Origin of the sequence: Streptomyces lateritius (assembly GCF_014649715.1) — a bacterium.
GTDB classification, from domain to species: domain Bacteria; phylum Actinomycetota; class Actinomycetes; order Streptomycetales; family Streptomycetaceae; genus Streptomyces; species Streptomyces lateritius.
This window is the reverse complement of the sequence record NZ_BMTO01000007.1, coordinates 413544-438437: the sequence shown is the minus strand read 5'-3', so window position 1 is coordinate 438437 and position 24894 is coordinate 413544. Positions and strand designations below refer to the sequence as shown.

At 69.1% G+C, this 24894-nt stretch carries 25 protein-coding genes and 4 pseudogenes; 16 read left to right on the top strand and 13 right to left on the bottom strand.

All coding sequences use genetic code 11. The annotated features are described in order from the left end of the window. A partial coding sequence (locus tag IE136_RS17235; RefSeq protein ID WP_506417209.1) for a transposase family protein occupies window positions 1–384 on the bottom strand: 384 nt, incomplete at its 3' end. Between the two features lie 80 nt (window positions 385–464). Here IE136_RS17235 and IE136_RS36435 point away from each other — a divergent pair. From IE136_RS36435 to IE136_RS17215, 5 genes and pseudogenes are all read left to right on the top strand, one after another. Continuing rightward, complete coding sequence (locus IE136_RS36435; protein WP_268247936.1) at window positions 465–590, top strand: hypothetical protein; 126 nt, start codon at window positions 465–467, stop codon at window positions 588–590. A 718-nt stretch (window positions 591–1308) separates the two neighbouring features. Then, complete coding sequence (locus IE136_RS17230; RefSeq protein WP_189600795.1) at window positions 1309–2151, top strand: RNA polymerase sigma factor SigF; 843 nt, start codon at window positions 1309–1311, stop codon at window positions 2149–2151. A gap of 136 nt (window positions 2152–2287) precedes the next feature. Next, window positions 2288–3092: pseudogene (locus IE136_RS36740) on the top strand (alpha/beta fold hydrolase). Window positions 3093–3581: 489 nt separating this feature from the next. Further along, window positions 3582–4817, top strand: coding sequence for an IS701 family transposase (locus IE136_RS17220; protein ID WP_373309078.1), 1236 nt, complete (start codon window positions 3582–3584; stop codon window positions 4815–4817). Window positions 4818–5207: 390 nt separating this feature from the next. Continuing rightward, complete coding sequence (locus IE136_RS17215; protein ID WP_229818907.1) at window positions 5208–5447, top strand: hypothetical protein; 240 nt, start codon at window positions 5208–5210, stop codon at window positions 5445–5447. Between the two features lie 170 nt (window positions 5448–5617). Here IE136_RS17215 and IE136_RS17210 read toward each other — a convergent pair whose 3' ends face one another. Beyond that, entirely contained in the window at window positions 5618–6139 is a 522-nt protein-coding gene (locus IE136_RS17210; RefSeq protein WP_189600769.1) for a hypothetical protein, read from the bottom strand. Between the two features lie 362 nt (window positions 6140–6501). Continuing rightward, window positions 6502–6975: a hypothetical protein gene (locus IE136_RS36735; protein WP_373309077.1), complete on the bottom strand. Its 474-nt coding sequence runs from the start codon at window positions 6973–6975 to the stop codon at window positions 6502–6504. Between the two features lie 704 nt (window positions 6976–7679). Between IE136_RS36735 and IE136_RS35750 the strand changes: the two are divergent. The 3 genes and pseudogenes from IE136_RS35750 to IE136_RS17200 all read left to right on the top strand — a co-directional run bounded on the left by IE136_RS35750 (window position 7680) and on the right by IE136_RS17200 (window position 9506). Beyond that, window positions 7680–8322: pseudogene (locus tag IE136_RS35750) on the top strand (hypothetical protein). A gap of 550 nt (window positions 8323–8872) precedes the next feature. After that, window positions 8873–8983, top strand: a pseudogene (locus tag IE136_RS36730) (S1 RNA-binding domain-containing protein); the annotation flags it as partial. A 55-nt stretch (window positions 8984–9038) separates the two neighbouring features. Further along, entirely contained in the window at window positions 9039–9506 is a 468-nt protein-coding gene (locus IE136_RS17200; RefSeq protein WP_229818906.1) for a S1 RNA-binding domain-containing protein, read from the top strand. A gap of 28 nt (window positions 9507–9534) precedes the next feature. On the opposite strand, the gene IE136_RS17195 is transcribed toward IE136_RS17200, so the two are convergent. Beyond that, on the bottom strand, window positions 9535–10092 hold the full coding sequence (locus tag IE136_RS17195; RefSeq protein ID WP_158993677.1) for an RICIN domain-containing protein: 558 nt from the start codon (window positions 10090–10092) through the stop codon (window positions 9535–9537). Between the two features lie 552 nt (window positions 10093–10644). On the opposite strand from IE136_RS17195, the gene IE136_RS36430 reads away from it, so the two are divergent. Further along, window positions 10645–10770, top strand: coding sequence for a hypothetical protein (locus tag IE136_RS36430; RefSeq protein ID WP_268247935.1), 126 nt, complete (start codon window positions 10645–10647; stop codon window positions 10768–10770). Window positions 10771–10991: 221 nt separating this feature from the next. On the opposite strand, the gene IE136_RS35740 is transcribed toward IE136_RS36430, so the two are convergent. From IE136_RS35740 to IE136_RS17170, 7 genes are all read right to left on the bottom strand, one after another. Further along, complete coding sequence (locus IE136_RS35740; RefSeq protein WP_229818905.1) at window positions 10992–11129, bottom strand: hypothetical protein; 138 nt, start codon at window positions 11127–11129, stop codon at window positions 10992–10994. Window positions 11130–11174: 45 nt separating this feature from the next. Next, window positions 11175–11354 carry a recombinase family protein gene (locus IE136_RS35735; protein ID WP_229818904.1) on the bottom strand — a complete coding sequence of 60 codons (180 nt, stop codon included), beginning with the start codon at window positions 11352–11354 and terminating at the stop codon, window positions 11175–11177. Next, entirely contained in the window at window positions 11336–11569 is a 234-nt protein-coding gene (locus IE136_RS35730) for a recombinase family protein (protein WP_229818903.1), read from the bottom strand. The genes IE136_RS35735 and IE136_RS35730 overlap by 19 nt, the downstream gene beginning before the upstream one ends. 447 nt (window positions 11570–12016) lie before the next feature. Beyond that, a complete protein-coding gene (locus IE136_RS17185; RefSeq protein WP_189600768.1) occupies window positions 12017–13345 on the bottom strand; it encodes an MFS transporter in 1329 nt (442 codons plus the stop codon). A 64-nt stretch (window positions 13346–13409) separates the two neighbouring features. Continuing rightward, window positions 13410–13958: an NADPH-dependent FMN reductase gene (gene ssuE / locus IE136_RS17180; protein ID WP_158993673.1), complete on the bottom strand. Its 549-nt coding sequence runs from the start codon at window positions 13956–13958 to the stop codon at window positions 13410–13412. A gap of 77 nt (window positions 13959–14035) precedes the next feature. Next, window positions 14036–15121, bottom strand: coding sequence for an LLM class flavin-dependent oxidoreductase (locus IE136_RS17175; RefSeq protein WP_158993671.1), 1086 nt, complete (start codon window positions 15119–15121; stop codon window positions 14036–14038). Window positions 15122–15253: 132 nt separating this feature from the next. After that, window positions 15254–16048, bottom strand: a complete 795-nt coding sequence (locus tag IE136_RS17170; RefSeq protein WP_158993669.1) for an MBL fold metallo-hydrolase — start codon at window positions 16046–16048, stop codon at window positions 15254–15256. Between the two features lie 91 nt (window positions 16049–16139). Between IE136_RS17170 and IE136_RS17165 the strand changes: the two genes are divergently transcribed. The 5 genes and pseudogenes from IE136_RS17165 to IE136_RS35720 all read left to right on the top strand — a co-directional run bounded on the left by IE136_RS17165 (window position 16140) and on the right by IE136_RS35720 (window position 20553). Beyond that, window positions 16140–16733, top strand: a complete 594-nt coding sequence (locus IE136_RS17165) for a CGNR zinc finger domain-containing protein (RefSeq protein WP_158993667.1) — start codon at window positions 16140–16142, stop codon at window positions 16731–16733. Window positions 16734–17434: 701 nt separating this feature from the next. Beyond that, a complete protein-coding gene (locus IE136_RS17160; protein WP_189600767.1) occupies window positions 17435–18034 on the top strand; it encodes a hypothetical protein in 600 nt (199 codons plus the stop codon). 1070 nt (window positions 18035–19104) lie between these two features. Then, entirely contained in the window at window positions 19105–19632 is a 528-nt protein-coding gene (locus IE136_RS17155) for a GNAT family N-acetyltransferase (RefSeq protein WP_158993663.1), read from the top strand. Window positions 19633–19701: 69 nt separating this feature from the next. Beyond that, window positions 19702–19927: pseudogene (locus tag IE136_RS35725) on the top strand (transposase); the annotation flags it as partial. A 17-nt stretch (window positions 19928–19944) separates the two neighbouring features. After that, window positions 19945–20553: a hypothetical protein gene (locus IE136_RS35720; protein ID WP_229818922.1), complete on the top strand. Its 609-nt coding sequence runs from the start codon at window positions 19945–19947 to the stop codon at window positions 20551–20553. A gap of 431 nt (window positions 20554–20984) precedes the next feature. Here the strand turns inward: IE136_RS35720 and IE136_RS17140 are convergent, their stop codons facing one another. Further along, entirely contained in the window at window positions 20985–21278 is a 294-nt protein-coding gene (locus tag IE136_RS17140; RefSeq protein ID WP_158993655.1) for a hypothetical protein, read from the bottom strand. 221 nt (window positions 21279–21499) lie between these two features. On the opposite strand from IE136_RS17140, the gene IE136_RS17135 reads away from it, so the two are divergent. Both IE136_RS17135 and IE136_RS17130 read left to right on the top strand, forming a co-directional pair. After that, window positions 21500–21751 (top strand): DUF4158 domain-containing protein, encoded by a 252-nt coding sequence (locus tag IE136_RS17135; RefSeq protein WP_373309080.1) that lies wholly within the window; start codon window positions 21500–21502, stop codon window positions 21749–21751. A 626-nt stretch (window positions 21752–22377) separates the two neighbouring features. Next, entirely contained in the window at window positions 22378–23397 is a 1020-nt protein-coding gene (locus IE136_RS17130; protein WP_158993653.1) for a LacI family DNA-binding transcriptional regulator, read from the top strand. A gap of 109 nt (window positions 23398–23506) precedes the next feature. Here the strand turns inward: IE136_RS17130 and IE136_RS17125 are convergent, their stop codons facing one another. After that, entirely contained in the window at window positions 23507–24862 is a 1356-nt protein-coding gene (locus IE136_RS17125; protein ID WP_158993651.1) for a GH1 family beta-glucosidase, read from the bottom strand. Between the last annotated feature and the right edge of the window lie 32 nt (window positions 24863–24894).

Sequence of the window (24894 nt, the reverse complement as noted above, 5' to 3'; positions counted from 1 at the left end):
CGCCAGGTCGGATCGTTTGACGGTCTCCCTCGATGCCGCGCAGGGCAGCGGGGTGGAGTCGATCAGCCGCAGGTCGTCGTCCCAGGTCGGCACCTGCCGGGCCAAGGCCTCGATCACGTGGGAGATCAGCGGCCCGGCGGCGTTCAGACGCTTGTTGTAGGCGGACTGCTGGGGCAGGTAGCGGAGCAGATGCCCCAGCCGGGCATGCGCGAAGCGGATCCAGTGCCGGGCCGAGGGGAACCCGAGCAGCACTTGGGCGACCGCGAGGCACAGCAGTTCGGCGTCCGTCAGTCTCGGAGGTCGCCCGATCCGGCGACGCGGGGCCACATGGTCGTCGATGAACACGTACAGTGCCGCCAGAAGGGCGTCCAGGTTTGTCTTCACACACGAGCCAACGGGCGCCCTTCGCCATGGTCGCGGCCAGCACAAAAATCGGACTCACTCATCTAGCCTCGACTGAGCGGGTGAATATCGTCGGGCAGGCCCCCAAGGCCGGGCTACGGGCGGGCACCCTCGACTGGAAGCGGGGCCCCACCCCCAACATCGCGCTCCTCCGCCTGGCCGGTGGCCAATGGAACCCCGGCCGGTAGGACCCGAGCCTCGCCATCGTCACCAACCATGACGCCCCCGACATCCCCGTCACCGGCGAACTCCAGCCGACCTGACCAGGCACCGCGCTCTGGCCTGGGTGCCGAAGAGGGTGCGCTGTCACCTGCTCGCCATGGCACCCGGGTCTGGGGCTGCTGATCAGTGGGGCAGAGTGCCGCCCGACCCAGGCAACCGCTGGTTGTCGTCTTGCCACGGGGAGCCGGCCCGTGCTTCACCTGGCGAGCAGCGGAACAGGCAGGGAAGAGCCGCCTAACGTGGCCACCACACATCAAGCAGGCGCAATGTTCCCCATGGCGGCCGGTCAGATGAGAGTGCTCTCCTCCACGTTCTCCATGCGGGCGCAGATTGCGACTTCGTTGATTTCGAGGTTGTTGATCAGTCGCAGGCAGGCGGTGATGCCGTGCCCACTAGCTCCTCGGTGACCTCACCGTCCTCGACCTGCAGGATCGTGTTCGGGGCCGCTCGTCGTTCGCCACGCCCCGGGATCGCGCCACGTGCCGGCGGCGCCGATCTCCGTGGCGGCGCGCAGCACAAAGGCGAGGGCGTGTGCCTTGTGCACCGTCGTACGCTGCCGCCCGCGCGACGATCACGGGTTCGGCGTCCGGAAGCGTATGTTCAACGGTCTTGGGTAAGCGGTGCTCCGTCGCCTTGTCGGCAGACAGGTGAGTGGGTGTGGGAGGAAGAAGCATGACGGTGATGATGACTGCCCAGCAGACGGTGACCACTGAGAGCCGGCCCCCCGTCCTGCGCGAGGTCTCCCACCCGCAGAGGGTGGCTCCGAAGGACGCCCGCGCTCTGTCGAAGCTGTTCTTCGACCAGCTGGCCGTGCTCGAGGAGGGCACCGCCGAACACCAGGACGTCCGCAACACGCTGATCGAAATGAACATGTCCCTCGTCCGCTACGCGGCCGGCCGGTTCCGTGGCCGGGGCAACGAGATGGAGGACATCGTTCAGGTCGGCATGATCGGCCTGATCAAGGCGATCGACCGCTTCGAGCTGACGCGCGAGGTGGAGTTCACGACCTTCGCCGTGCCGTACATCGTCGGGGAGATCAAGCGGTTCTTCCGCGACACCTCCTGGGCCGTGCACGTCCCGCGACGCCTCCAGGAGGCACGCGTGGAACTGGCCCGCGCCACCGAGGAACTCCGCACCCGCCTGGGCCGCACCCCCACGGTCAAGGAGCTGGCCACCCTGATGAACCTCACCGAGGAGGAGGTCATCGAGGCCCGCCTGGCCTCCAACGGCTACAACTCCAGCTCGCTGGACGCCACCATCAGCGGGGACGAAGACGGGGAAGCCGCTCTCGCTGACTTCATCGGCGCCGAGGACCCGGCCATGGAACTCGTCGAGGACTTCCACGCGCTGGCCCCGCTGATCGCCGAGCTGGACGACCGCGACCGGCATATCATCCACATGCGGTTCGTCGAGGAACTCACCCAGTCCCAGATCGGCGAGCGCCTCGGCTGCTCGCAGATGCACGTCTCCCGGCTCCTGTCCCGCACCCTGAAGCGCCTGAGGGAAGGCATGTTCACCACCCGCTGAAGCCCCCGAATCCGACATTGACCAGCCCAAGGCCAAGGTCGATGTGCGAACGCAGTAACGAGCCTCCGCTGGACGCCCGGCGGGGCCAGGGCCCATGCCGGACCGGGGGGGGCGCGGGCCTGAGAGAGTCGCGGGTATGGATATCGCTCGCAGGAACAACGTCACGGTCACCGGCAACCCGCAGGGGCGGACGGTGGTGCTGGCGCACGGGTCGGCTGTGATCAGAACACGTGGCGGCTGACCGTGCCAGCCCTGGTCGCAGACTACAGAGTGGTGCTGTTCGACTACGTTGGGTGCGGGCCGCTCGGACCTGTCAGCGTTCTCAGAGGACCGCTACGCCTCCCTGGACGGGTACGCCCAGGATGTGGTCCAAGTCTGCGAAGCACTCGACCTGCGCGACGCGGTGTTCGTGGGGCACTCGGTCAGCGCGATGATCGGGGTGCTGGCCGCCGACATGACTCCGGAGCGCATCGGAGCACTCGTGATGGTCGCGCCGTCTCCGCGTTACATCGATGACGACGGTTACAACGGCGGATTCAGTGCGAAGGACATCGACGAACTGCTGGAGTCACTGGAATCCAACTACCTGGGATGGTCGGCGGCGATGGCGCCGGATCATGGGGAACGGGGAGCGGCCCGAGCTCGGTGAGGAGCTGAAGAACAGTTTCTGCGCCACCCACCCGGACATGGCGCGCGTCTTCGCCCGCACCACGTTCCGGTCGGACTCGAGGGACGAGCTGAAGGGTGTGAAGGTGCCGACGCTGGTGCTGGAATGCACTCAGGACGTTATCGCCCCCCCCCGGGAGGTCGGCACGTTCGTCCACCAGGCCATCCCCGGCTCGAAGCTGGTTACGCTCGATGCGACCGGGCACTGCCCGCACCTGTCCGCGCCCCAGGCCACCAACGAGGCGATTACCGCCTTCCTGACCAGCCTGCGGTGAGGTGACGCACCGACGCCGTGAAGGGCGTCGATGGGCAAGGGCCCGAGGAAGTCGTGCACGGCGCGGTGGTCGGGCAGGTGCAGGACTCCGGAGGGGCCCGTGCGGGCGGAGACGATCGCGGCCGTGTTGATCGTGTCCGCGACGCCGATCCGCACATCGATGCCGTTGCCCCATTGGTCGCATACCAGAGCCGTACGGACAGGGCGATCAACCGCCGCCGCAGTGCCGCGGTGCCTCCGGAGACGCACGCCGCCGCGAGAGCGGCGTAGGCCTCCGTTCAGGCCTCCCGGGTCCGGATCAGGTCGAGGGAATCGCGCTGTGCTCCACCCCTCAACTAGTACTCCAGCAGCGTTTCGCTATCTGGCCTGGTCAGTGGCTTCGCCGGGAGTGTAGTGGGCTGATGGCATGTCAGGGGCGGTCTTGCCGGACCGCCCCTCCAACGAGTGGCATCGAGAACTGTCCGAGCTGTGATGAGGGCAGTCTCTCCGCGTGATCGACGACCTTGCAGACGCGACCTGGGACCATGAACTCAACGACCTCTTCCTGCGTATCGGCCACCGCTTCGGCCGCGCCGACCTGCGACGCCGCATGCGCGACTACGTCCGCGCCCTGCTCGGCCCGGTCGGCCGCAAAAACGGCTGGCAACTGGCCGAACATGCAGGCCACCGCACCCCCGACGGCCTGCAACGGCTGCTGAACGGAGCCACCTGGAACGCCGACGACGTCCGCGACGACCTGCAGATATACGTCGCCGACAAGCTCGGCCAAGCCGACGGGGTCCTCATCCTCGACGACACCGGCTTCGTCAAGAAAGGCACCACCTCCGCCGGCGTGCAGCGCCAGTACTCCGGCACCGCCGGCCGCACCGAGAACTGCCAGATCGGCGTCTTCGCCGCCTACGCCACCACCCGTGGACGCGCCCTGGTGGACCGCGAGCTGTATCTGCCCAAGTCCTGGACGGACGACCGCGAACGCTGTCGCGCCGCCAAGATTCCCGATGAGAGGAACTTCGCCACCAAACCAGAGCTGGCCAGGGCCATGGTGCTGCGCGCACTCGCCTCGCCGCTGCCGATCGCCTGGGTGACCGCGGATGCCGCCCACGGCCAGGAATTGCGCTTTCGCCGGATGCTGGAAGAAGCCGCCGTCGGCTACGTGCTCGCCGTCCCGAAGTCTCAGCAGGTGCCGCGCTTTGGCCGTATCGACCACCTCTTCACGCAGGCACCGGACGAGGCATGGGAGAAGCGCTCGTGCGGCGACGGCGCCAAGGGCCCGCGTGTCTATCACTGGGCTGCCGTCCAACTCCCGCTGATCGAGGACTTCGACGCCGAGCGGCCCACCCATCACCGCTGGGCGCTGGCACGGCGCAGTATCAGCAGACCCGATGAAATCGCCTACTACCTCGGATATGCCCCGGCGGGCACCGACGTCGACCGGTTCGTGCGCGTTGCCGGGCGCCGGTGGGCGATCGAGGAGTGCTTCCAGGCAGCGAAGAACGAGTGCGGCCTGGATCAATACGAGGTCCGCCGTTACGTCGGCTGGACGCGGCACATCACCCTGGCCATGCTTGCGCACGCCTTTCTCGCAGTCACGGCGGCGCAGGCGGCGGCAAAGGGGGATGCAGAAACGGTTCCACCCTGGTTCCACTCACCGTGGCGGAAGTCCGCCGGCTGCTGGCAGCTGACCTCGCGCACCGAACGCGCCCGCCGCTTCGCATCCACGCCATGAGCTGGTCACGGTGGCGGCGCAGGCGTCAGGCCGTCGCCAGACACTGCCACTACCGGCGACGATGCCACTCGTTGGAGAGGCGGTCCGGCAAGACCGCCCCTGACATGCCATCAGCCCACTACACTCCCGGCGAAGCCACTGACCAGGCCAGATAGCGAAACACTGCTGGAGTACTAAGCCGAAGGACCGAAATGACCGAGGTGTACCGGCCGGTCCCCTCGGCGTACGCGTGGCCGGGGGCCTGAAGTTCTTCGGGCCGAAGGCGTTCTCCTGGGCCTCTACGAGCCGGAGCCGCTAACCAGCCCCGCTGTCGCGGCTCCTGAACTGAGCCACCACGAGCGCGGCCACTCCCCGGGCATGATGGGGGGATGACCGACTACACCCAGCTTGTTGCGGCTGCGGGTCGTCGAGGCCCGCGACGCCACCCATGACTTCCTCAACGCCCTGGAACCGGCCCCTGCCCCACCCGCAGCCGACAGCGTGGTCCTGGTGGTTTCCGAGCTGGTCACCAACGCGCTGCGAGACGCAGGCAGTGAATGCTCGCTGCACCTGACCGCACATCCGGGCACCCTCACAGTAACCGTCACCGATCTCCGGCCTAACCCGCCCCGCACGCGCACCCCGACCTGAACAGCCCCCAGGTCGGCTTCGGCTGGCCCCTGGTCCACCGCATCGCACACCACGTCACCATCAACTCCGACCAGGCCGGCGGCAAAACCATCACCACCCACCTGCCCCGCTAACCGTCCCCCCAATGAAGGCGGCTCAGTGCATCGCCGCTGCGGCAGGCATCCGGTTCTTCATGCCGGTGCTGGACAGGCAGCCATCCGGCGCCGGTAGTAGTGCACTGTGACCGCGCCCAGCAGAGGACCCCAGAGCAGCAACGGCGCATAGGCGACGTTGAGCAGCCAGATCCCCCAGGCGGAGCCCTCCATGTCTGCGTTGAGCGACGTGTAGACGAACAGTGCGCCAAAGACACTCGTAGCCACTGCGCCGAGCCCCGCCACGCCGGTTCCAAGCAGGATGGGGACTCGACGTCCCCGCAGATACGGGACCCAGCGCGGCCAGGTCTCACCCCAGCTCTGCACGAGCCCGAGGGTGAGGAACGCAAAGACCTCGGAGACCAGGCTGAGGCCGACGAGGACCAACGAGCCGAAGCCAGGAGCCCCCATCTGATCGTATTCGGATTGCGCCAGCCCAACAGGGACACCAACGGCGATGGCCACCCGCCAAAGCGCCGAGGGCACGTTGGTCAACGCTGCGCCTACCGCAGCGATCCGAGCCCACCGAGGTACATCGGGCACTGCATTCACTTTCAGCATGTGCGTCAGGCTCCTGGACACGGTGGCCGACACGCATCCGCCTGCGGTTCCATCCCTCCTCACCCGCGAGGCGGAACGATCCGTACGACCGGCCGACCACCTCGGTGATTTCCCCCGACTCCTGACGTCGTGCCGTCGCTTGGCCAGCGGCTGAGCGTGACGGCCTTGTCCGGCCTTCGACTTGTCCGGCATCAGGTGTCTCGGCGGAACAGGCCGCGGAGCTTGCCCGGCGCCTGGGCGTGGCCATCGTCCGGCTCCGGGGGCATCGTGGCCTGGAGGCGGGCCGCTTCGGCGTCGGCTTCCTGGCGGGCGACGTCATCGGCGTGGCAGCTGACGCACACGGAGCGGTCGCCGACCGTCTTTCAGACGTCCCGCGCGGTGGACTCCTCCCGCCGTTCGTCGGTGAACGTTGTCCCGCACCGCCAGCACACCGGCCGCCGCGCCTTACGTTCGGCAGCCATCCGCCGCTCCGCCTCCGCGTCGGCGCGGGCGCCTTGGCGGCGGAAGAGGGCGTCGCCATCGGGGTTGTCGAGCGCGGCTGTCAGCGTCTGCTCGCCGGTGCCGGTCGCGATAGCACGAGGCCGCCATCGGGTTGACCGCGAAGATGTGCCGGATGCCGGTCCGCAGGGGGGTGACCAGGAGGCCGCGGCTGTTCTCGATCGCGATGGGGGTCGGTACCTCAGCGGTGTCGCCGGCTCGGCCAAGAGGTCGAGCAAGACCTCGTAGCCGTTGAGGTCGTCGTTGCTGCGGCACGTGGCCAGCTGCTTGCCGGTGTTGTCGATGGTCGCGACGCCGTGGTGTTCCTCCGCCCAGTCGATCCCGCAGAACACGTCCATACCCCGCCCTTTCACCGGTGCTGTTCTCGAACGCGAGCACACGGGGCGCACGGCGCACTCAAGGACTCTTTGGCCCGCCACCTCATCAGCCGTGCGCGGCGCCGCAAGGCCGCACGGGCGCACGCCGTGTTCAGAGCTCAAGGGTCGTGAGGAAGAAGGCGTCACCGTGGGGCAGCTCACCTGTCGAGGATCCCGAACCTGACGGGCCCGTGAGAGCAGAGCGTGCGAGGGGCGGCCGGCGCCCGGCGCCAGCGGTCTTTCCCCAGACCTCACACGGTCGGAGGTGTCGTGGGGGTCACCACAGCACCGACCGGACCACACGTCCTGCCCGAGCGAACACCGTCCGCCAGGCCCGTCTGAGTCCAGAACCTCTCATTGCAGTGCCGACAGCGCGGCCCCTCGGGGCAGGGCGCCTGACAAGGCGACGCACAGGGTGTTTCACGGGGTGGCTTTGCCAGACGGTAGTGACGTCACTTGTCGATGAGTTCGGGAGGGACGGGGTCACTAGCCAGGGCAGCGTCGGGATGCTCTTGGGGAAACGTCATGCGGCAAACGGGCACTGCAGTCATCCGCCGGTCGCACCACTTCGTCGGCCGTCAGACGGAGCCGAGTCAGCCCTCAGAGCGATGCTCGGAGCCCCCGTGACTGGGATCTTCCTTACTGAACGGGCTCGAACAGCAGTTCACCGAAGCCGAGGACCGCCAATGCAGCAGCTCCTGCACGCCAAAGAACCCCCTACCGTCCATCCCGGACGATTCCGCGTCGCATGGCGGGCGGCCCACGAGCCCGTTGCCGGAGTGTCACGGTGGATTCGACTCGTGGCCTACGCCGTGCCCTTGACCGTCCTTCCTTCCAGTATTTGGCGGCTCCCGGCCGCGTTCAGCGACGGTCGCGGACTCGGCGAACGGACGTACGTCGTCTTCCTGTCGGTTCTGTCCGAAGCCTTCGCGTTCGCTGCGATCGGCCTGATCGCCCGCTGGGGTGAGGTGTTCCCGCGCTGGATCCCGTTCCTTCGCGGCCGCCGGGTTCCGAGCAGGGCAGCCGTCCTCCTGGCCACCATCGGGGCCGTGAGCCTCACCCTCCTCTTCACCCTTCTGTTCATTCGCCTCCGAGATCAGGGGCACCACGATCCGAGGTGGCGAGCCGCCAGCCGACTCCCCTGGCCAAGCAGGCGGCTGGGAAGCTGTCTGGTTCTATTTCTGCTATGCGCCGCTGACCCTGTGGGGTCCACTGCTGGGCGTGCTGACCGTCGCGTACTGGAAACGCCGTTCCGCGGCCGAGAAGACACCGGCGGGGCGTGAGATCGCCATCGCTTTCCGCTGCTCACGCCGGAGGTCAGGACCGTAGGCGAGCAGTGCCGGGAACTCGCCTCGGAAAGCAGCGTCTGCTGGCGGATTACTTGTTCCCCGGCCGCCCGGGCGACGTGGGGGCATGACATCCGACCTGACCGTCGCCGGCCGGCCTGACGGACGGCTGGCTGTCCCTCGTCCGCGGCCACGCCAGTGCCGTCGCTTGCCCTCGACATTCATGAGCTAGCTGATCACCAACTGACTCCGGAACCCGTCGACAAACACTGCTCCCAAAGATGAACGAAGCCGAGGGCACCATCCGTGAGGTGAGGGATGGGTCACCAGCAGCTGTGAGCCACCTTCGGCATCACCCCGGTGTGGCGTACGCCGGGAGAGGCCGGGGTCAAGGCGCGGGTGTACGCAGGCCCGCCGACCCCGCCGACTGACTGTCCCGGCGATCAAGGAATTGGCGGTTGGGGCAGCATGTGGCTGCGGGGCAATGGTTCGGCTGGACTGGAGCTACCGAGGGGACATGTCTTGCACACGTTGCCGTGTGCCGGGGTGGCCGGCATGGATTGGCAGTCTGAGAACCCGGACTCTGGGCGTTCCTGGAGTCACTGCACCGCGGCGAGATCCTGTCCGGCACTGTCGCGGCTATCGAACGGTTCGGGGTCTTCGTAGCCCTGGACGACGGCCCCGACCATCCGACATTGCCCGGCTTCGGACTCATCGTGATCCCCGAACTGTCCTGGCGGCACATCGACGCTCCCACCGATGTCCGTCGAGCTCGGCCAGCGTCTCTCGTGCGAGTTCCTTCAGTTCGACACCTTCAACGCCGAGGCCGGCCTGTCGTCGAAGGCGCTGCCGCCCGACTCCTTCCAGGCTTCCGCCGACCGCACCGTGGTGGGCCAGGAACTACGCGGGACGGTCGACAGGGTGCATCCCGTCGGCGTCTTCGTCCATGTCGCTGACGGAGTCGACGGGCTGGTTGCTTCAGAGAGGTCCACGGCCGGCCTGCTGTCGGCCCCCACCGGAGACTTCGAGGCCGGAGAGGAGATCTCCGTCGTCCTCACGGACATCGAGCGGCCTCAGCGTCGGGTGTTCTTCTCCAGGTCAAAGACATCTCGACGGGGGGAGGTTCGATGCGCTCTCGGCGCCTTCCTTCTCGAACGTGACCAGTCCGGCCGTGTTGGGGGAGCCTCCTCCTGTAAATGCGGGGCCGGGTGGCTTGGCGCCAGGTAGGCCGCGGGGTGGGAACCGGTGGGCCGGGCTACCAGGCGGTGTCGTTGTTCCCGAGGCGCCACAGTCGGTCGTCGCTGGGGATCGCGGTGTTGAGGTAGAGGCTGTCCCAGCTGCCGTCGTTGTAGCGGTTGAGGGTCATGGCCAGGGAGGTGTTGACCTTGGGCTGCCACAGCCACCAGCGGGAGTTGTTGTCGTACTCGGGGCGCAGCACCCAGCGTTGCAGGTCCGAGCCGTCGCAGGTGCGTACGACGATCGTGGTGCCGCGGGTGGGGGTGTCGGAGGACGGCTGCAGGCACTTGTCGGCGGCCTGGTTCTTGAGCGTCAGGGTGAAGCGGCCGTTTTCCCAGGCTCCGCCGACTTCGTCCCAGGCTTCGGTGCTGTACTTCCAGGCGGGATCGCGCAGGGTGATAGCCGTGGCCCCGTCCGCGGTGGAGTCGTTGCCAAGGGCCAGCCGGCTGCCGTCCATTTTGTTGAACAGGTCCTGGTTGGTGCGGTCAGCGGCGAAGGCGCTGCTGGTGACGGTGCCGAGGAGGGTTGCGGCGAGTGCCGTGCAGACAGCGGTGCGGGCGAGCCGGTAAGTGGACATCGGTCTCCTTCGGGGTGTTTTCGCGAGGCGGGAGTCGGTGCGTACGTGTGGAAGGGACAGTGGGGCGTCAGGGTCTATGTCCAGGCGGGCAGGGCGGGTGGTCATCAAGCGTCCCCGCCGGTCCTTCGTCACGTTGCTGTTGTTCATGGCGACCCTCACGCAGGTGTCACTTTTCGTGACTCACTGATTACGTATGGTGCCCAGTGGTGGGACGCGTCTCCACGAAGTCGAAGAACATGGCCCAAAACAGTACGTACGGCCCCGTGTCGGCCGGTCATCTCTCAAGCCGCATGAGTGGGAGGCGAAACGATGCAGCAACGGGCCGGGGAATCGTTCTGCCGCCGAACCGCACGTCCGAAAGTCGCTCACCCACCGGCGTTAACCTCTCCAACAGACAGCGGCGGAGGCAGGCTCCGGCGCCCCGCCCCCGGCGGAGGAGATCGTGATCAGCGAGACCTCACGTCCGGTAATCCACCACGTCGCCTACTTCAGTTGCGCGGGCATGGAAGACGATCCCCGGGCGCATCCCACCGACCGGACACGCTTCATCGAGTGCCGGCCGACCATGCCACCGACAAGCCCTGCCCGGACTGCCCCACCTGCGAGGACGGTTACATGGTGTTCAACCCCGAAACCAAGACCGCCGAGCACACCCACCGAAAGGGCGGCCCCGACTGAACTTTCGTCAGCCGGTGCCGAGCAGCAGCCCCGGACGACCGGCAGGCCCCGGGGGCCCAGGGCAGCGGGGTCTGTCGCCACGTCACCGTTCCGTCGATGCAGACCGGGCCGGAGTGGCGGCGGCACGTCCTCGACGAGGGTGCCCCTGGACGGCCGGTCTTTTCTCCCGTCGACGAGCCCCGGAGTCGTAGCCCAGACACCAACCGCAAAGTCGCGGGTGATCACGTCGCCGCCATGGCGGCCTGCTCGTCGTGTTCGCGCAGCATCCGCATGACGGTGGCGGGCAAGGGGTGCTGGCCCTTCTTCGTACCGGTGGTGATGACAAGCCGTTTGGCGATGTCGCGCAGGTGGAGGGCCATGGACGCATGTCTTCGTGGGTGACGCCCGCGCCGCCGATGGTCTTGTCACCCTTGGGGGCGTGCTCGTGGCCCTTCGAGGGTGCGGTCGCGGATGTACTCGCGCTCCCTCCCGGGCATGGCCGCGAGCACGGTGAACACGATGCCGGACGGCTCGTGCGAGCCCTTCAGCTCGCCGGTGAGGAACTCCCGGCCGACGTCGCTCGCTTTCAGTCGCTCGGCGAGCATGGCGAGTCGATGCCCGCGGCCGAGGTGTTGTGCTCGGGAACGACGAGGGTGACGGCGATGCCGAAGGAGCGGATTTCTCCGGTGATCTTCACGGCAGCCTCCAGCTCCGGGCGCGTGGTGGCTCGTGTGGGGATCTTCTCCGAGAAGCGGCGCGTTACTCCAGCCTCGGCAAGAGGGGCGAGCTGCGCGTCGAGGGACTGCCGCGTTCGAGGCACAGGCGTAGCCGAGGCGGACGCGTCCGACCGGCTCGGCGCCAACGGTCGCTGGCCGGGGCAGCTCGGTCCAGGCCGACCCCGGCTTGCGTACGGCGGGGGCCGGCATGCTGAGCATCTTGGCGAGTTGGGACACGAGGCGGAAGCGGGCGATGTGGTACTGGATGGCCACCTTGCCCTTGCCGGTCCGGCAGGGGGGAGCCTGGGGGGCGGCGCAGCTGGGCATCGGGCAGTCGTGCGATTCCACGTGCTTGAAGTCGTCGCTCACGACCCCGGGTTGTTTCAAGAAGTGTTTCAGACGTCCAGCCGTTTGCAACAGCTCATGAAACAGGATCGCCGCAGGTGGATCCCGGGCGGGCGGGTGTCGCAAGTGACCGAAGCAACCTCGGTGTCCGCGTTGTCGTCTCTTCGAGTCCGCAGAGGTCCTCACCACCGATTCGCGGCTGTGACCTACCTGGCCGCTGGTGCGTGGCACGTTTCGCTCGTCTTCCGCCCCGACTGCGTCGGCGAGGCGTGCGCGGGGCCCTTGCGGGCCGCGACGATGACCACAGGCGCAGCCACGAAGGCGAGGACGGCGCACAGCACGGCGAGGATCGGGTAGCTGGTGATGGCGACGAGGATGCCGGAGGCCAGGCCGCCGACGGCGCCCGCGACGGCGATGGCGACGTCGACCAGTCCCTGGACCTTGGCGCGGGTGGCCAGGGGCGTGCTGTTGGTAACGATCGCGGTGCCGGTGACCAGGCCGAAGCTCCAGCCCACGCCGAGCAGGACGAGGGCGAGGGTGATCAGGGTGAAGGAGTGGCCGGGCGCGAGAGCGGCGACTACTCCCGCGGCAAGCAGCGTGCCAGCCGTCACCACACTCATCGCAGTGGCGCCAAATCGGTCGACGAGGCGGCCGGCCAGTGGAGACGGCAGGTACATGGAACCGGTGTGCAGGGCGATGACCAGGCCGGATGCGGCGGTGCCGAAGCCGTGGGCGTGCATGTGGATGGGGGTCATGGTCATCACGGCGACCATGACGAGCTGGCTGATGGCGAGGACCACGACGCCGACGAGCAGGCCGGGGCCGGGCCGGGCCGGGGAGTGCACGGATGCGCCCTCGTCCGGGGCCGCGGGCAGGGTGCGGGCGAGTACCAGCGGGTCTGGGCGCAGCCATAGGAGGAGGGTGAGGGCGGCCAGCGTGAACGTGACCGTGGAGAGAAGGAACAGGCCGGTCAGCTCGGGCAGGTGGAGCGCGGTCGCGAGATGCCCGGCGGGGGTGGCGAGCAGAGGTCCGGCGATGCCGCCGGCGGTGGTGGCGACGATGACGGTGGAGGTGGCGCGGGCACGCTGATGGGGCGCGGCGAGATCCGCTCCCGCGTACCGGGCCTGGAGGTTGGACGTGGTGCCGGCGCCGTAGAGGAACAGGGAGACGAACAGCAGCGCGGGGCTGCCGAGCGCGGCCGCGACGACGACACCGGCACCGCCGAGAGCGCCGGTGAGATAACCGGCGGCCAGTCCGGGGCGGCGGCCGAGGCGCTGGGAGACGCGTCCGATGGCGACGGCGGCGCCGGCGGAGCCCGCGGTGAGCAGGGCGATGGGCAGTCCGGACAGCGAGGTGTTGTGGAGCATCTGCCCTGCCAGCAGCCCGGCGACGGTGACACCGGCAGCGAGGCCGACGCCGCTGAGGATCTGGGAGACGAGCAGCACGATCAGGGTGCGCTTCTGCACCGCGGATATGGAGGGGGAGAGCGCGGCGGTGGGCGGGGTGCGTGTGGAGGCGAGGGGCGAGTGGCCCATGTGATCCGTACTTTCGGGGGAGACCGGGGTGGCGGGTTGCCGGGCGGGGGCGGTCCGGTGGTCGTCAGGCGGCAGTCAGGTGTGTGCGGGACGGGAGAGCGCGGGCGAACTGGTCGGTGAGGCGGGCCAGTTGCCACTCGTCGTCGTGGTCGAGGGTTATCGCGCCGTCCGGGGAGGTCGTGATGTGCCGGTCCAGGACGAACCGGCCCTGACAAACCTGGGCGCCGAGCGCGGTGAGGACCGGACGCAGGGCGTAGTCGAGGGCGAGGACGTGGGCCGGGCTGCCGCCGGTGGCCAGGGGAAGCACCGGTTTCCCGGCGAATGCGTGCTGGGGCAGCAGGTCGAGGAAGGTCTTGAGCAGGCCGGAGTAGGCGGCCTTGTAGATGGGGGTGGCCACGACGAGGGCGTCGGCCTCAGCGACCAGGCTCATGGCGCGGGCGAGGGACGCGTCGTGGGTGTCCGCGGTGAGCAGCGGTGTCGCGGGCAGGTCGCGCAGGGCGAGCAGGTGGGTCCGGTGGCCGCGGGAGCGGAGGTCCGCGGCGGTGTGCTCGGCTAGGAGTGCGGTACGGGACGTACGGGACGGGCTGCCGGACAGGGCGAGGACGGTGGCCACGAGGACTCCTCGGGAACCCTGAGTATCAGGGGGCTTGGCGGCGAAAGGTGGTCGGGTGAGGTCTGCCCGGTCCCGTGTCAGCGCGGGCTGTCGGGCATGCCGTAGGCGTCGGCGATCAGCTCGGTGGAACGCAGCCGGGCATGGACGGAGTGGCCGACGCTGCCGATCATGAGCTCGTCGGCGCCGGAGTCCCGCTGGACCTGGTTCAGGTGGGCGGTGACCTGCTCGGGGGTGCCGTGCGGGACGTGGTTCAGCCAGCTGTCGACGGCCTGGCGTTCCTGGGCGTCGTAGGTGTAGGCGTCCACTTCCTCGGGGGACGGCAGCAGGTAGGACTTGCGCTGGAACATGCGGAGCATGGCGTGCGCGAGGGTGCCGGCCTGGCGGCGGGCCTCACGTTCGTCTTCGGATGCCGCGACGGTGAAGCTGACCAGGGCGTACGGCTCGGCCAGGGCTTTGGACGGAGTGAACTGCTCGCGGTACAGACGCAGGGCGGCCACGGCATCGCGCGGGTTGAAGTGCGCGGCGAAGGCGAACGGCAGGCCGAGCCGGGCGGCGAGCTGCGCCGAGTAGCCGGACGAGCCGAGCAGCCACACCGGCAGGCGGCCGGTGGGCGGAGTGACGCCGTTGAGCCGGTCCTGTGCGGGCCCCGGCACGGCGTACACGCGGTCGGCGTAGGGGTGCTCGGCCGGGAAGTCGTCGCCGAGGAAGTGCAGCAGCTCGAGGACCTGCTGGGGGAAGTCCTCGGCGCCGTTCGCGCCACGGCGCAGGGCGGCGGCCGTGGCGTGATCGGTGCCCGGGGCGCGGCCCAGGCCCAGGTCGATACGGCCGGGAGCGAGGGCGTCCAGCATGCCGAACTGCTCGGCGACGACCAGCGGCGGATGGTTGGGCAGCATGATCCCGCCCGCGCCGAGCCGCAGCCTGCTGGTCTCCGCGGTGAGCCGGGCCAGCAGGACGGGCGGGCTGGAGGTGGAGACGCCGGGCATGGCGTGGTGCTCGTTCATCCAGTAGCGGGTGAAGCCGCGCTGGTCGGCGAGCCGGGCGAGTTCGATGCTACCGGCCAGCGCCTCTGCGGCGGTCTGGCCGGTGCCGGTCATGGCGGAGTCCAGTACGGACAGGGCGGCGGGAGCGGAGCCATGGCGGGTGCCGCGGATGGGGTCGGTCATGGTCGTGCGGTCCTTCGGTTTCGAGAGGTGTGCGGGGAGGCGGGGAGCGCCGGGCGGCGGCCGACAGTCGCGGCGGTTCTCTGTCGGCCGACGCCCGGCCGTGTCCGGCGTACGTTCCCGACGTACGTGGGGTCAGCCGCGGACGCCGAAGTCCACGCGGTCGGCGAGACCGGCGGCGGCAAAGGCGGCGACGAGCTCGTCGGCGCCCTCGGTGAAGTGGGCCCAGCTGTCGTAGTGGACGGGGACCACGCGGCCGGCGTCGAGGATCTTCGCGGCCTCTGCGGCCTGTGCGCTGTCCAGGACGATCAGCCCGCCGTCGAAGACCTCAGGGAAGCGGGGCGCTCCGGCGAAGAGGAGGGCCGTGTCCACCGGGGCGAAGCGCTCGGCGATGTCCTTGACCGCGTCGAGGGAGGCGTTGTCGCCGCTGACGTAGACGGTGGGCAGGTCCTCGCCGGTCAGGACGAACCCGACGACCTGGCCGGCGATCGGCTCGACCTCCTCGCGCGGGCCGGGGCCGTGGATGGCGGGCACGCCGGTCACAGTGACCGTGCCGGGTCCGCCGTCCCGGCGCTCGAGCTCGACCGACTGCCAGTCGGCGAGGCCGGTGGCCGCCGCCCCGAGACGCTCCCCGCCGCCGGGGGTGGTGAGCGTCAGCGGGACGTCGGCGAGCAGGGCCCGGCCGGAGGTGTCGAGGTTGTCGGCGTGCTCGTCGTGCGAGAGCAGGACCACGTCGACGCGGCCGAGATCGGCCGGGCTGCCGTCGGCCGCCGCCGTCTTGGTCAGCACGACGGCCGGTGCCGGGTGGTCGCCGGGGCCGTCGAAGGTCGGGTCGGTGAGAAAGCGCAGGCCGCCGTAGTCGAAGAGGGCGGTCGGGCCGCCGAAGACGCGGACGGGGAACGGGGTGGCCCGCAGGGTCTGGGAAGACACGAAGTAGGTTCCTCACGGATAGAGTGCGTGTTAACCGTGATCCGACTGTAGGTGCACCTCACGGATGGATGCAACCCGTACCATGAGAAGCATGGAAGAGTTCGTGATGGAAGAAGCCGCCCTCCCATCGGCGCCGGGCGAGGCGGAGCACCCCGCCCTGGCCCTGGCGAACAGCGCCGTCGCACTGCCGGGCGGGCACACGGCCGACCTCCTGGGCACCCCGGCGCAGGCCGAGCAGTGGCTGACGCAGCGCGACCTCGCCCCGGTCGACACCGGCATGGCCGAGACGTGCGCGACGCAGCTGCGCTCACTGCGTGAACAGGTCAGGTCGCTGCTGGCCTCCCGCGTCGCCGGCCAGCCCGCCCTGCGCACCGCAGTCACGGCGATCAACGACGCGATGAGCCGCGTCCCCACGGCGTCCCTTCTGCTGTGGGACGAGAAGACCGGGCCTTACCGCGCCACACCCCACCCCACCACCGCGATCGTCGAGCACGCCCTTGCGGTCATCGCCGCCGACGCCGCCGACCTGCTCACCTCCTCCGACGCCGCCCGCCTGGCCGCCTGCGCCTCCCCGCCCTGCAACCGCTTCCTGGTCAAGCACGGGCGCCGCCAGTGGTGCTCCATCCGCTGCGGCGACCGGGCCCGTGCCGCCCGCGCCTACGCCCGCCGCACCACGATGGAGTGACGACGCCGCATCGCGGCAACCTCGGACGGCGAACAGACGAGCTGTGCGTCCTGGTGCCGCGCCGCGGGATGCCGTACGGCGCGGCGAGACCTACGGCGCGGCCCGCCGGCCCCACCCGGAGCACGACCTGCCCGGCGACTTCGAGGCCGCCCGCGCCGTGCACCCGCGGAATCGCCCACACCATCCCCGAGCGGGCCGACCAGATGAGAGGGACCCGTCGGCGAAGTGGTGCGAGACGTGACCGCGGGTGGAAGAGGAGCACGTTGTGCACCCGCGCTGAAGAACTTGCCCGCCGCCACTACGAGGCGTTCGACACCGACAACCCCGACCTACTCGACGAAACACTCACCACCGAGCCCGGGGCGCGCCAGTCGGCAGTGCGTCGCGGGTGGGATAGTCGACGACCTTGCCGGGGTCAGGGCGCGGGTGGACGCGGACGTACGACGTGAACCCCGATCTGCCGGCCTGGCTGCGCTGTGCCGGTGGACTTGGCACAAGACGCGGGCCACGAGTGTCGAATCGGGTCTTCGAATGATCTCTGTCACACGCTGGTGACATGGAGCGGACGACTCCACCGCATCCCGTTCTTAGATTCGTCATGCAGCCCCTCGCGCCTCACGGCCCCACACGCCCGAGGAGGCGGCATGCGACTCTCACCGGCGTTGCCGCCGGTCCGCACATCTCTCTGACCAGGAGACCGCATGTTCAGTTCACCGTCCCACCGTCGTACCGTCATCCACGCCATGACCACGGTGGCCCTGGCCGCCGCTCTCCTCGCCCCGGCCGCCACGGCCGTGGCCGCCGGCCCGGCCGGGACCTCGCCGGCGGTGTCCGCTCGCTCGGCCGGCTCCGCAACAAAGGCGGCTAGCAGAGCGATGACGGCCGCCCCGGTCCGTACCCAGAAGCTGGTCGACGGCAGCACCGCGAAGATCTACCGGCTGGGCGCCCACCATTACCGCATGGACAACGTCTCCCGCGAAGGCCACCTCCTCGGGACCCTTGTCGCGAAGAACGCCGACGCAGGTGGCCAGCACAACGGCATGTTCGTCGTTCTGACGGCCGATGGTGACGCCGTCTCCTGGACCGGCCGCGAACAGTACGGCGCGGGTTCGTTTCTGCTGCCCGACGGCAGCACCGCCAAGGTCACCAAGGTGGCGGCAGACCACTACACGCTGAAGATCATCTACCAGGGGCACGTCATGGCAACGCTGGTGGCCGATCACCGCGACGCGGCCGTCAACGCCAACGGGATGTACGTCGTCCTCAACCCTGACGGCACCCACAGCGCCTGGACCGGCTGACGCCCATGCATCCGAACGTGGGACGCCGTCCCAACGGCCGGCGCCCCACGACTGCCTCCGGGGCGCATGGGGTCCGTGGCCCGAGGTCCTTCGACGGGGAGCGCTGGCGCGGCCAGAGAAGGCCGTATCGTCCACCAAGCCCCGGCCGCAAAGCTCGTCAACGAGCTCGAAAGCCGCGACAAGAGACATCTGTCCACTTGCGCGTCAGCCGAGCCAGGCGCTTACTCGGCCCTGTTCATGAGTGCCTCGTTCAGTCGTTTCGCATCTCGTTGAACTCGGTCATCAGGAATTTTTGTAAGCGGGGCCTGCTGCCCACGGCTGGTCCAGGTCTGGCATGTCGGCGCCGCCGCACTGGTTGACCGAGCTGCCGATGGGCAGCGCGGCGAGGTTTGCGTTGGCGGCTCCCGTGCCGTGGGTGGTCGCTCCCCCAGCCCGGGCGGCCGTCTGGCGGTTGGCGCAACTGGTACCGAGAGCCGGCGACAGGAAGGCAGCGATGCCTCCAGCGTTCAGCACCCGCCGCGGTCCACAGGCAGCAGCGGCCATGCACCAAGATTCGCCGTGTGCTCCTGGCCCTCATACACGGCATGTTCGTGGTCGCGTGAGACGCCCGCCAGGGTGCCCTCACGGGCCAGGTAGGCGCGGGCCGCGGCCACACCTCCGGTTCCACGCGGCTGCCCGGCAGCCGGCCTTCGGCGCGGTGGACCGGGGCTTCTGGCGGAGGGAGTTGGAGGATGCCCGTACACGTGCCATGTCATTTATGCGACACCAACTTCGTCTTTGCTTCGAGTCGGGGAAATGTTGCCGGGCGTTTCGGTAAGCGCTCCCCTCTGCCCCGGCACGGGCGGCGGCTCGTACCGGGCTCCCGAAAGCCATGCCCGGAAGGCGAAATAGCCTTACTGATCATTTCAGAATGAAATGCGGAGCCGTCACAAACCCATGGTGATGCAGGCGAGTTGCAGGCTCCAGGCGAAGGCCCGCTCGACGACCCAGCGAGCGTAGGGTGCGGCGGCACGGGACAGCCTCACATAGGCTGGCCGCCTCATCTAACGCACTGCGACGAGGATCAGCCCATGGGCAGCAGCACCAGGATCCGCTTGATCGAGCCCACCGACGCCGCTCCGATCGCTGCGCATCGCGTGCGGGACTTCGAGGCTTTTCGGCCGTGGGAACCGGCCCAATCGGCCGACTTCTTCACCCCGGAGGGCCAGGCAGAACGGATCGACAGCCTGCTGTCCGGATACCGGGCCGGCACGGTCTGGCCGGGTGTGGTGCTCGCCGACGACCAGGTGATCGGGCAGGTCACCGTCGGAGGCATCCTGCCGCAGCCGCACCTGCGCCGCGGCTCCGTCGGATACTGGATCGCCAGCGTCGCCCAGAATCAAGGGCACGCCGGGAACGCCGTCGGGCTTGTACTCCGGGTGATGACGGACGAACTCGGGTTGCACCGCGCCGAGGCGTCCACCAATCTGGAGAATCTGCCGTCGCAGCGGGTGTTGCGCCGCAACGGGTTCAGTCCGTACGGCGTCGCGCACTCCTCGATCTTTCTCGATGGGAGCTGGCGGGACGGGCTGCTGTGGGAGCGGCTCCTCAGCGACTAGCTGATCATCTCGGAATCAGTCGCTTGTCAGGCTGGGCAGTTGACGTTGAGGGGCGGCAGAGTTGTGTGGGTGCCGGATGATCTTGTGCCTGCTGACCTGTGGGAACGTAGCCCCATTGCTGCCTCCGCGTCCGTCGAGGCGCCGGAGGTATCCCGGTCGGCTGCCGGCGGATGACCGGGCTGCCCTGCGCGGGATCGTTTACGTGTTCCGCAAGGGCGTGAGCGGGGCGGATGTGCCCACGGAGCGGATCGGCTGCAGCGGAGTGACGGCCTGGCGGCGTCTGCGGGACTGGACACACTGGGTGCCCGGTTCATGCCGACGTACTACAAGGTGGCCACCGCAAGTGACGGCACCGTCATCCAAGCGCAGAAGAACTGCTCGGACGGCACTGACGACATCGACCGAGGAGCCTTCGGCGTCGTCCTTGCGGTGCCCGAAAACAACACCTGGTACCAGGGCACCGTCCTGCCGTCGCCGGCCGGCACGGAGCAGCGGCCCATGCTCTGCGCAGTCGTTCCGGCCGAGGGTTCCGCATACTGCAACGCCCACTTCAGCAGCGGTCCCTACCGCGACTCCAACGGCAATTTGGCCGGTGACGACACGGATCCCCACAACCGCTTCCGTCCGAAGCAGGCCGTGAAGATGCGCGAGAACGTCGACACGCTCACTGCCGGCGGTTACACCACCTGCTACGGCGGCGATCTCAACACCACCACGCAGGACGTCAGCTACCTCAGTACCCTCTACACCGGCCATCAGGAGTGCGGGCAGCCGACTCCGGCCTCACCGCACGCCGGCGAGGCCACGGATGGCGGCAACAAAATCGACTACATCTTCGGACCTCAAGGGCCCTCCTACGCCTGCCGTGTCATAGACAGCGGTCTGTCCGACCACAGGATGATCAACCTGACAACCTCCTGAAGCGCCTCCGAGACAACGACCGGACAGCCTCAAGGTCGGGCAGCGCCTCACGTGCCACCCGACCCGCCCCTCCCCGGTCCGATGGGGCCACCCGCCGTGACAGCAGCCGCTTGCCGCCGCCATCGATCACCACGTGGTGGTGATGAGTCTTACCGGCGTCGATACCGGCCCTGATCGCTGTCATGCGCACTCTCCACCGGTCGCCTGCCACCGGGCACCGCAGACGAGTTCGCTGGCCAGTACCTACTCAGCGATCGGATCGCAATTCCCAATCAACAGCCGAGTCCCGGGGGGAGGACAGCGAATGGTGGGAAGCAACGGACCGCGACCACTGAAAGCCACACCCGACACCGTTGGGTAAGTCGCTGCCCCTTTGGGTGACCCTTGCCGACGAGCACATCCGCGGTTGGACCGCCGCCTCGACCAGGTGCTCAGAGGCGCTGCACTGCACGGTACACACGCAGCTTGTGGCGGACGGTCAGGGGCGGCAGGTCGGTCAGGATGAGGCGTCTGGCGCGGTGTCCGGGGCCGACGGCGTGTATGTCGGCGATCGGCCGACCGATGCAGTCGTCGTAGGGAACGACGTCGCCCACCTGCAATTCCCACGGCATCGCCTCGACCGCGACCGTCCCGAGGGGCGGCCGCGGCAGGCTGGCCGCGATGGCCGGCGGGTCGATGGCGAACGTGTTCACAGACCCCGACACGATGATCCACTGGTGCGTCACCCACGCAGCCTTACCCCGCCGACCGGCCCGCCATTCGAAGCTTGTCGCGCCGGTCCGGCCTCCCGCGTTGCCGCAGCGGTCGTGTGGTCACGGACGCTGTGGCAAGGCGGGAGGGGGTGTCACCACATGATGTCCACGACTCATCACCCTCCACGGCCCCAGCTACCGGCTGAAGAACCGGCTCACCGAGCGCGACCCCAGCGTGGCCCGATCACACGCACCTGCCCCGCGTCACCGTCGTCATCCCGCCGGCCTCCGCAGGGCTGTCCCGTGACGTCATCCGTGTCAAGGAGTACCCCGAGCGGTTGAAGACGACGTCCGAGCACGCGTGGGAGGTCCGCGACGCGTACGGCTACCACCCGTTCGAGGACCACGCCCAGGGCCGGAGGTTCCGGGCGTTCCTGCACGGCCGGGCAGGGGATCGAGCTCAACAAGAAGTGCGCGAACGACCCGGTCGACGTCGCCACGGGTGAGATGCCCCCCTCCCCCACTGAGCCGTCCCTCCCGGGCACTCTCCTCTCATCCGCGCCGCACTCATCTCTCCGATTATCGCTACGGCAACTTCTTCGGCCGTAGTGGGGCCTCCATCCTCGACGAGCGTCTGGAACTCGACACGCAGGGCACCGGGGCGATCTGGGCCCGTGAGGACGGCTCCACCCTGATCTGCCCAGGCCTCCCTCCCCCGGCCGACCCCCGGTCCTCCCTCTGGAAGGCCCCCACCCACTTGCTGGCTGACGAAGCTGACCGATCGAAGCCACAACCGGATCGTCCTCTCGCACCGCTCCGACGGCACCCCAACCGCGGTCACCCACGCATAGGCCCTGACGGCCAACTGCCGTCGACCTTCCCCTACGGCATCCACCCGGAAACCGGTGAAAGGATCAGCCGGTACACCAACTCGCAGGGCGCGGCCACCACGTACGTCCCCGACGACCGCCCGCAGGTCACCGCCCAGATCGATCCCTGGGTCACCCCACTCGGTTCGAGTTCGACGCCACCGGCCACCGGCGTCACCGGCGACATGAGCCTGCGCTTCCTCGAGCGGGTGAAGGCGGGTGGCCCCTGCCGATGGGGGCGTCGCCGACGGTAGGGTTCGGGGGTGAACAGGCAGGCCCCGACGTTGGAGGATGTTGCGCGGGAGGCGGGGGTCTCTCGTGCGACCGTGTCGCGGGTCGTGAACGGTGTGCGCAACGTCGATCCCGACATCCAGGAGCTGGTCCGTCACGCGATCGAGCGCACCGGTTACACCCCCAACCGTGCGGCAAGGTCGCTGGTTACCCGGCGAGCGGAAACCGTGGCCCTCGTCGTCTCCGGGGCGGGAGACGCTTTCGCCGCCCGGGTTTTCGCCGATCCGTTCTTCGGCCGTGTGGTGAGCGGCGCCCTGGGGTACCTCCGGGCCCGCGCGATGCACCCGGTGCTGCTGTTCGCCGAATCGCAGGCGGCCAGGAAGCAGGTGGTCGACTACGTGCGGCAGGGCAGCGCCGACGGGGTGCTGGTGGTGTCGATCCTGGCCGACGACCCGCTGCCCGAGATGCTCCTCTCCGCTCGGATTCCGACCGTCCTGTTCGCCCGTCCCGGCCGGACGGCACCGATCAGTTACGTCGACCTGGACCACTACGCCGGGGGCGAGCTGGCCGGCGCTCATCTGTTGGCACGCGGTTGCCGGCACATCACGGCGATCAGCGCTCCATCGGAGCTCCAAGCCGGCCAGGACCGTCTCACCGGGTTCCGCGACGCTCTGGCCCGCGCGGGCCGACGTCCACCCCCGGTCGTCGAGGGCACCTTCACCCTCGACAGCGGCGCGGCGGCGATGTCCACGCTACTGCGGGAGCATCCCCAGGTGGACGGCGTGTTCGCGGCCAACGACCTGATGGCGCAAGGGGCTTGTCAGGTTCTTCGTGAGCTGGGCAAGAGGGTCCCGGAGGACGTCGCCGTCATAGGCTTCGACGACTCGAGCGTCGCGGTGACGTGCCGGCCGCCCCTGACCACCGTGCGCCAACCCGTGGAGGACATGGCCGCGACGATGGCCAGGCTCCTGAACGAGCAGGTCCAGGGTGCGCGTACAGAGCCCAGGACCGTGATCTTCGAACCGAAGCTGGTCGTACGGGCGTCCGCCTGAGGTGACCGGCGGCAGGCCGCCCGTCACCTCAGCCTGTCACTTCCGTGAACCTCCTGCCGGCGCACGCGCGCCCGTCGGCAGGAGCCGCTCCCGCCCTCCGTGCCGCGGGTCAGGCATGGGTCTGGCGGTGGCCTCGGATGATGTCTGCGTACCGGTGTCCGCTCGACTTGATCGTGCGGGTCTGGGTCGGATAGTCGACGTGGACGAGGCCGAAGCGCTTGTCGTAGCCGTAGGCCCACTCGAAGTTGTCCAGCAGCGACCAGGCGAAGTAGCCCGCCAGCGGGGCGCCTTTGCGCACCGCGCGGGCGCAGGCGCTCAGGTGCTGCTCCAGGTAGCGGGCCCGCTCGGGATCGTCGACGGTTCCGTCGGGACGGACGGTGTCGGGGAACGCGGAGCCGTTCTCGGTGACGTACAGCCGGTGCACGCCGTAGTCGTCGGTCAGCCGCAGCAGGAATTCCTCCAGGCCCCCGGCGTCGATCTGCCAGTCCATGCCGGTGCGCGGCACATCAGTCAGGCGGATCTCCCGGGCGTGCGGGACGGGGCCCGTCGGATCGTCCTCGACGGTGACGGGAAAGTAGTAGTTGAGGCCGTGCCAGTCCAGCGGCGCGGAGATCGTCTCCAGGTCGCCGGGGCGCTCCGGCAGTTCGACGCCGTAGAGCCGGCGCATGTCGGTGGGGAAGCCGCGCCCGTAGACGGGGTCGAGCCACCAGCGGTTGGTGTGCCCGTCCATGCGAGTGGCCGCCGCGATGTCCTCGGGCCGGGTGGAGGCCGCCTCGACGGTGGAGTGGTTGGTGACGAGTCCGACCCGGGCGCCCGGCGCCGCGGCGCGGATCGCCTGCGTGGCCAGTCCGTGGCCGAGGAGGAGGTGGTACGAGGCGTGCACGGCGGCGGGCAGGTCGGTGAGGCCGGGAGCCATCCGGCCCTCCAAGTGGCCGATCCACCCGGAGCAGAGCGGCTCGTTGAGGGTGGCCCAATGGGTGACCCGGTCGCCGAGCCGTCCGGCGACAACGGAGGCGTAGGAGGCGAGGTGTTCGGCGGTCTCGCGCGCGGTCCAGCCGCCGCGGTCCTGCAGGGCCTGCGGGAGGTCCCAGTGGTAGAGGGTGATGTTGGGCGTGATGCCGGCGTCGAGGAGGCCGTCGACGAGCCGGTCGTAGAAGTCGAGGCCGGCCGGGTTCACGAGCCCGTCGCCGGCGGGCAGGACGCGGGGCCAGGCGACGGACATGCGGTAGGTGTCGGTGCCGAGCCGCTTCATGAGCGCGATGTCCTCGGGCCACCGGTGGTAGTGGTCGCAGGCCTCGTCGCCGTGGTCGTCGTTGTCGATCTTGCCGGGGGTGTGGGAGAAGGTGTCCCAGATCGACGGTGCCCGGCCGTCCTCGGCGACGGCGCCTTCGATCTGGTAGGCGGATGTGGCCGTGCCCCAGACGAAGTCGGGGGGAAAGGCGGCGAAGTCTATCGAATCGGACACAGAGGGCCTCTCTGGGGTGATCGGAGGGGTGA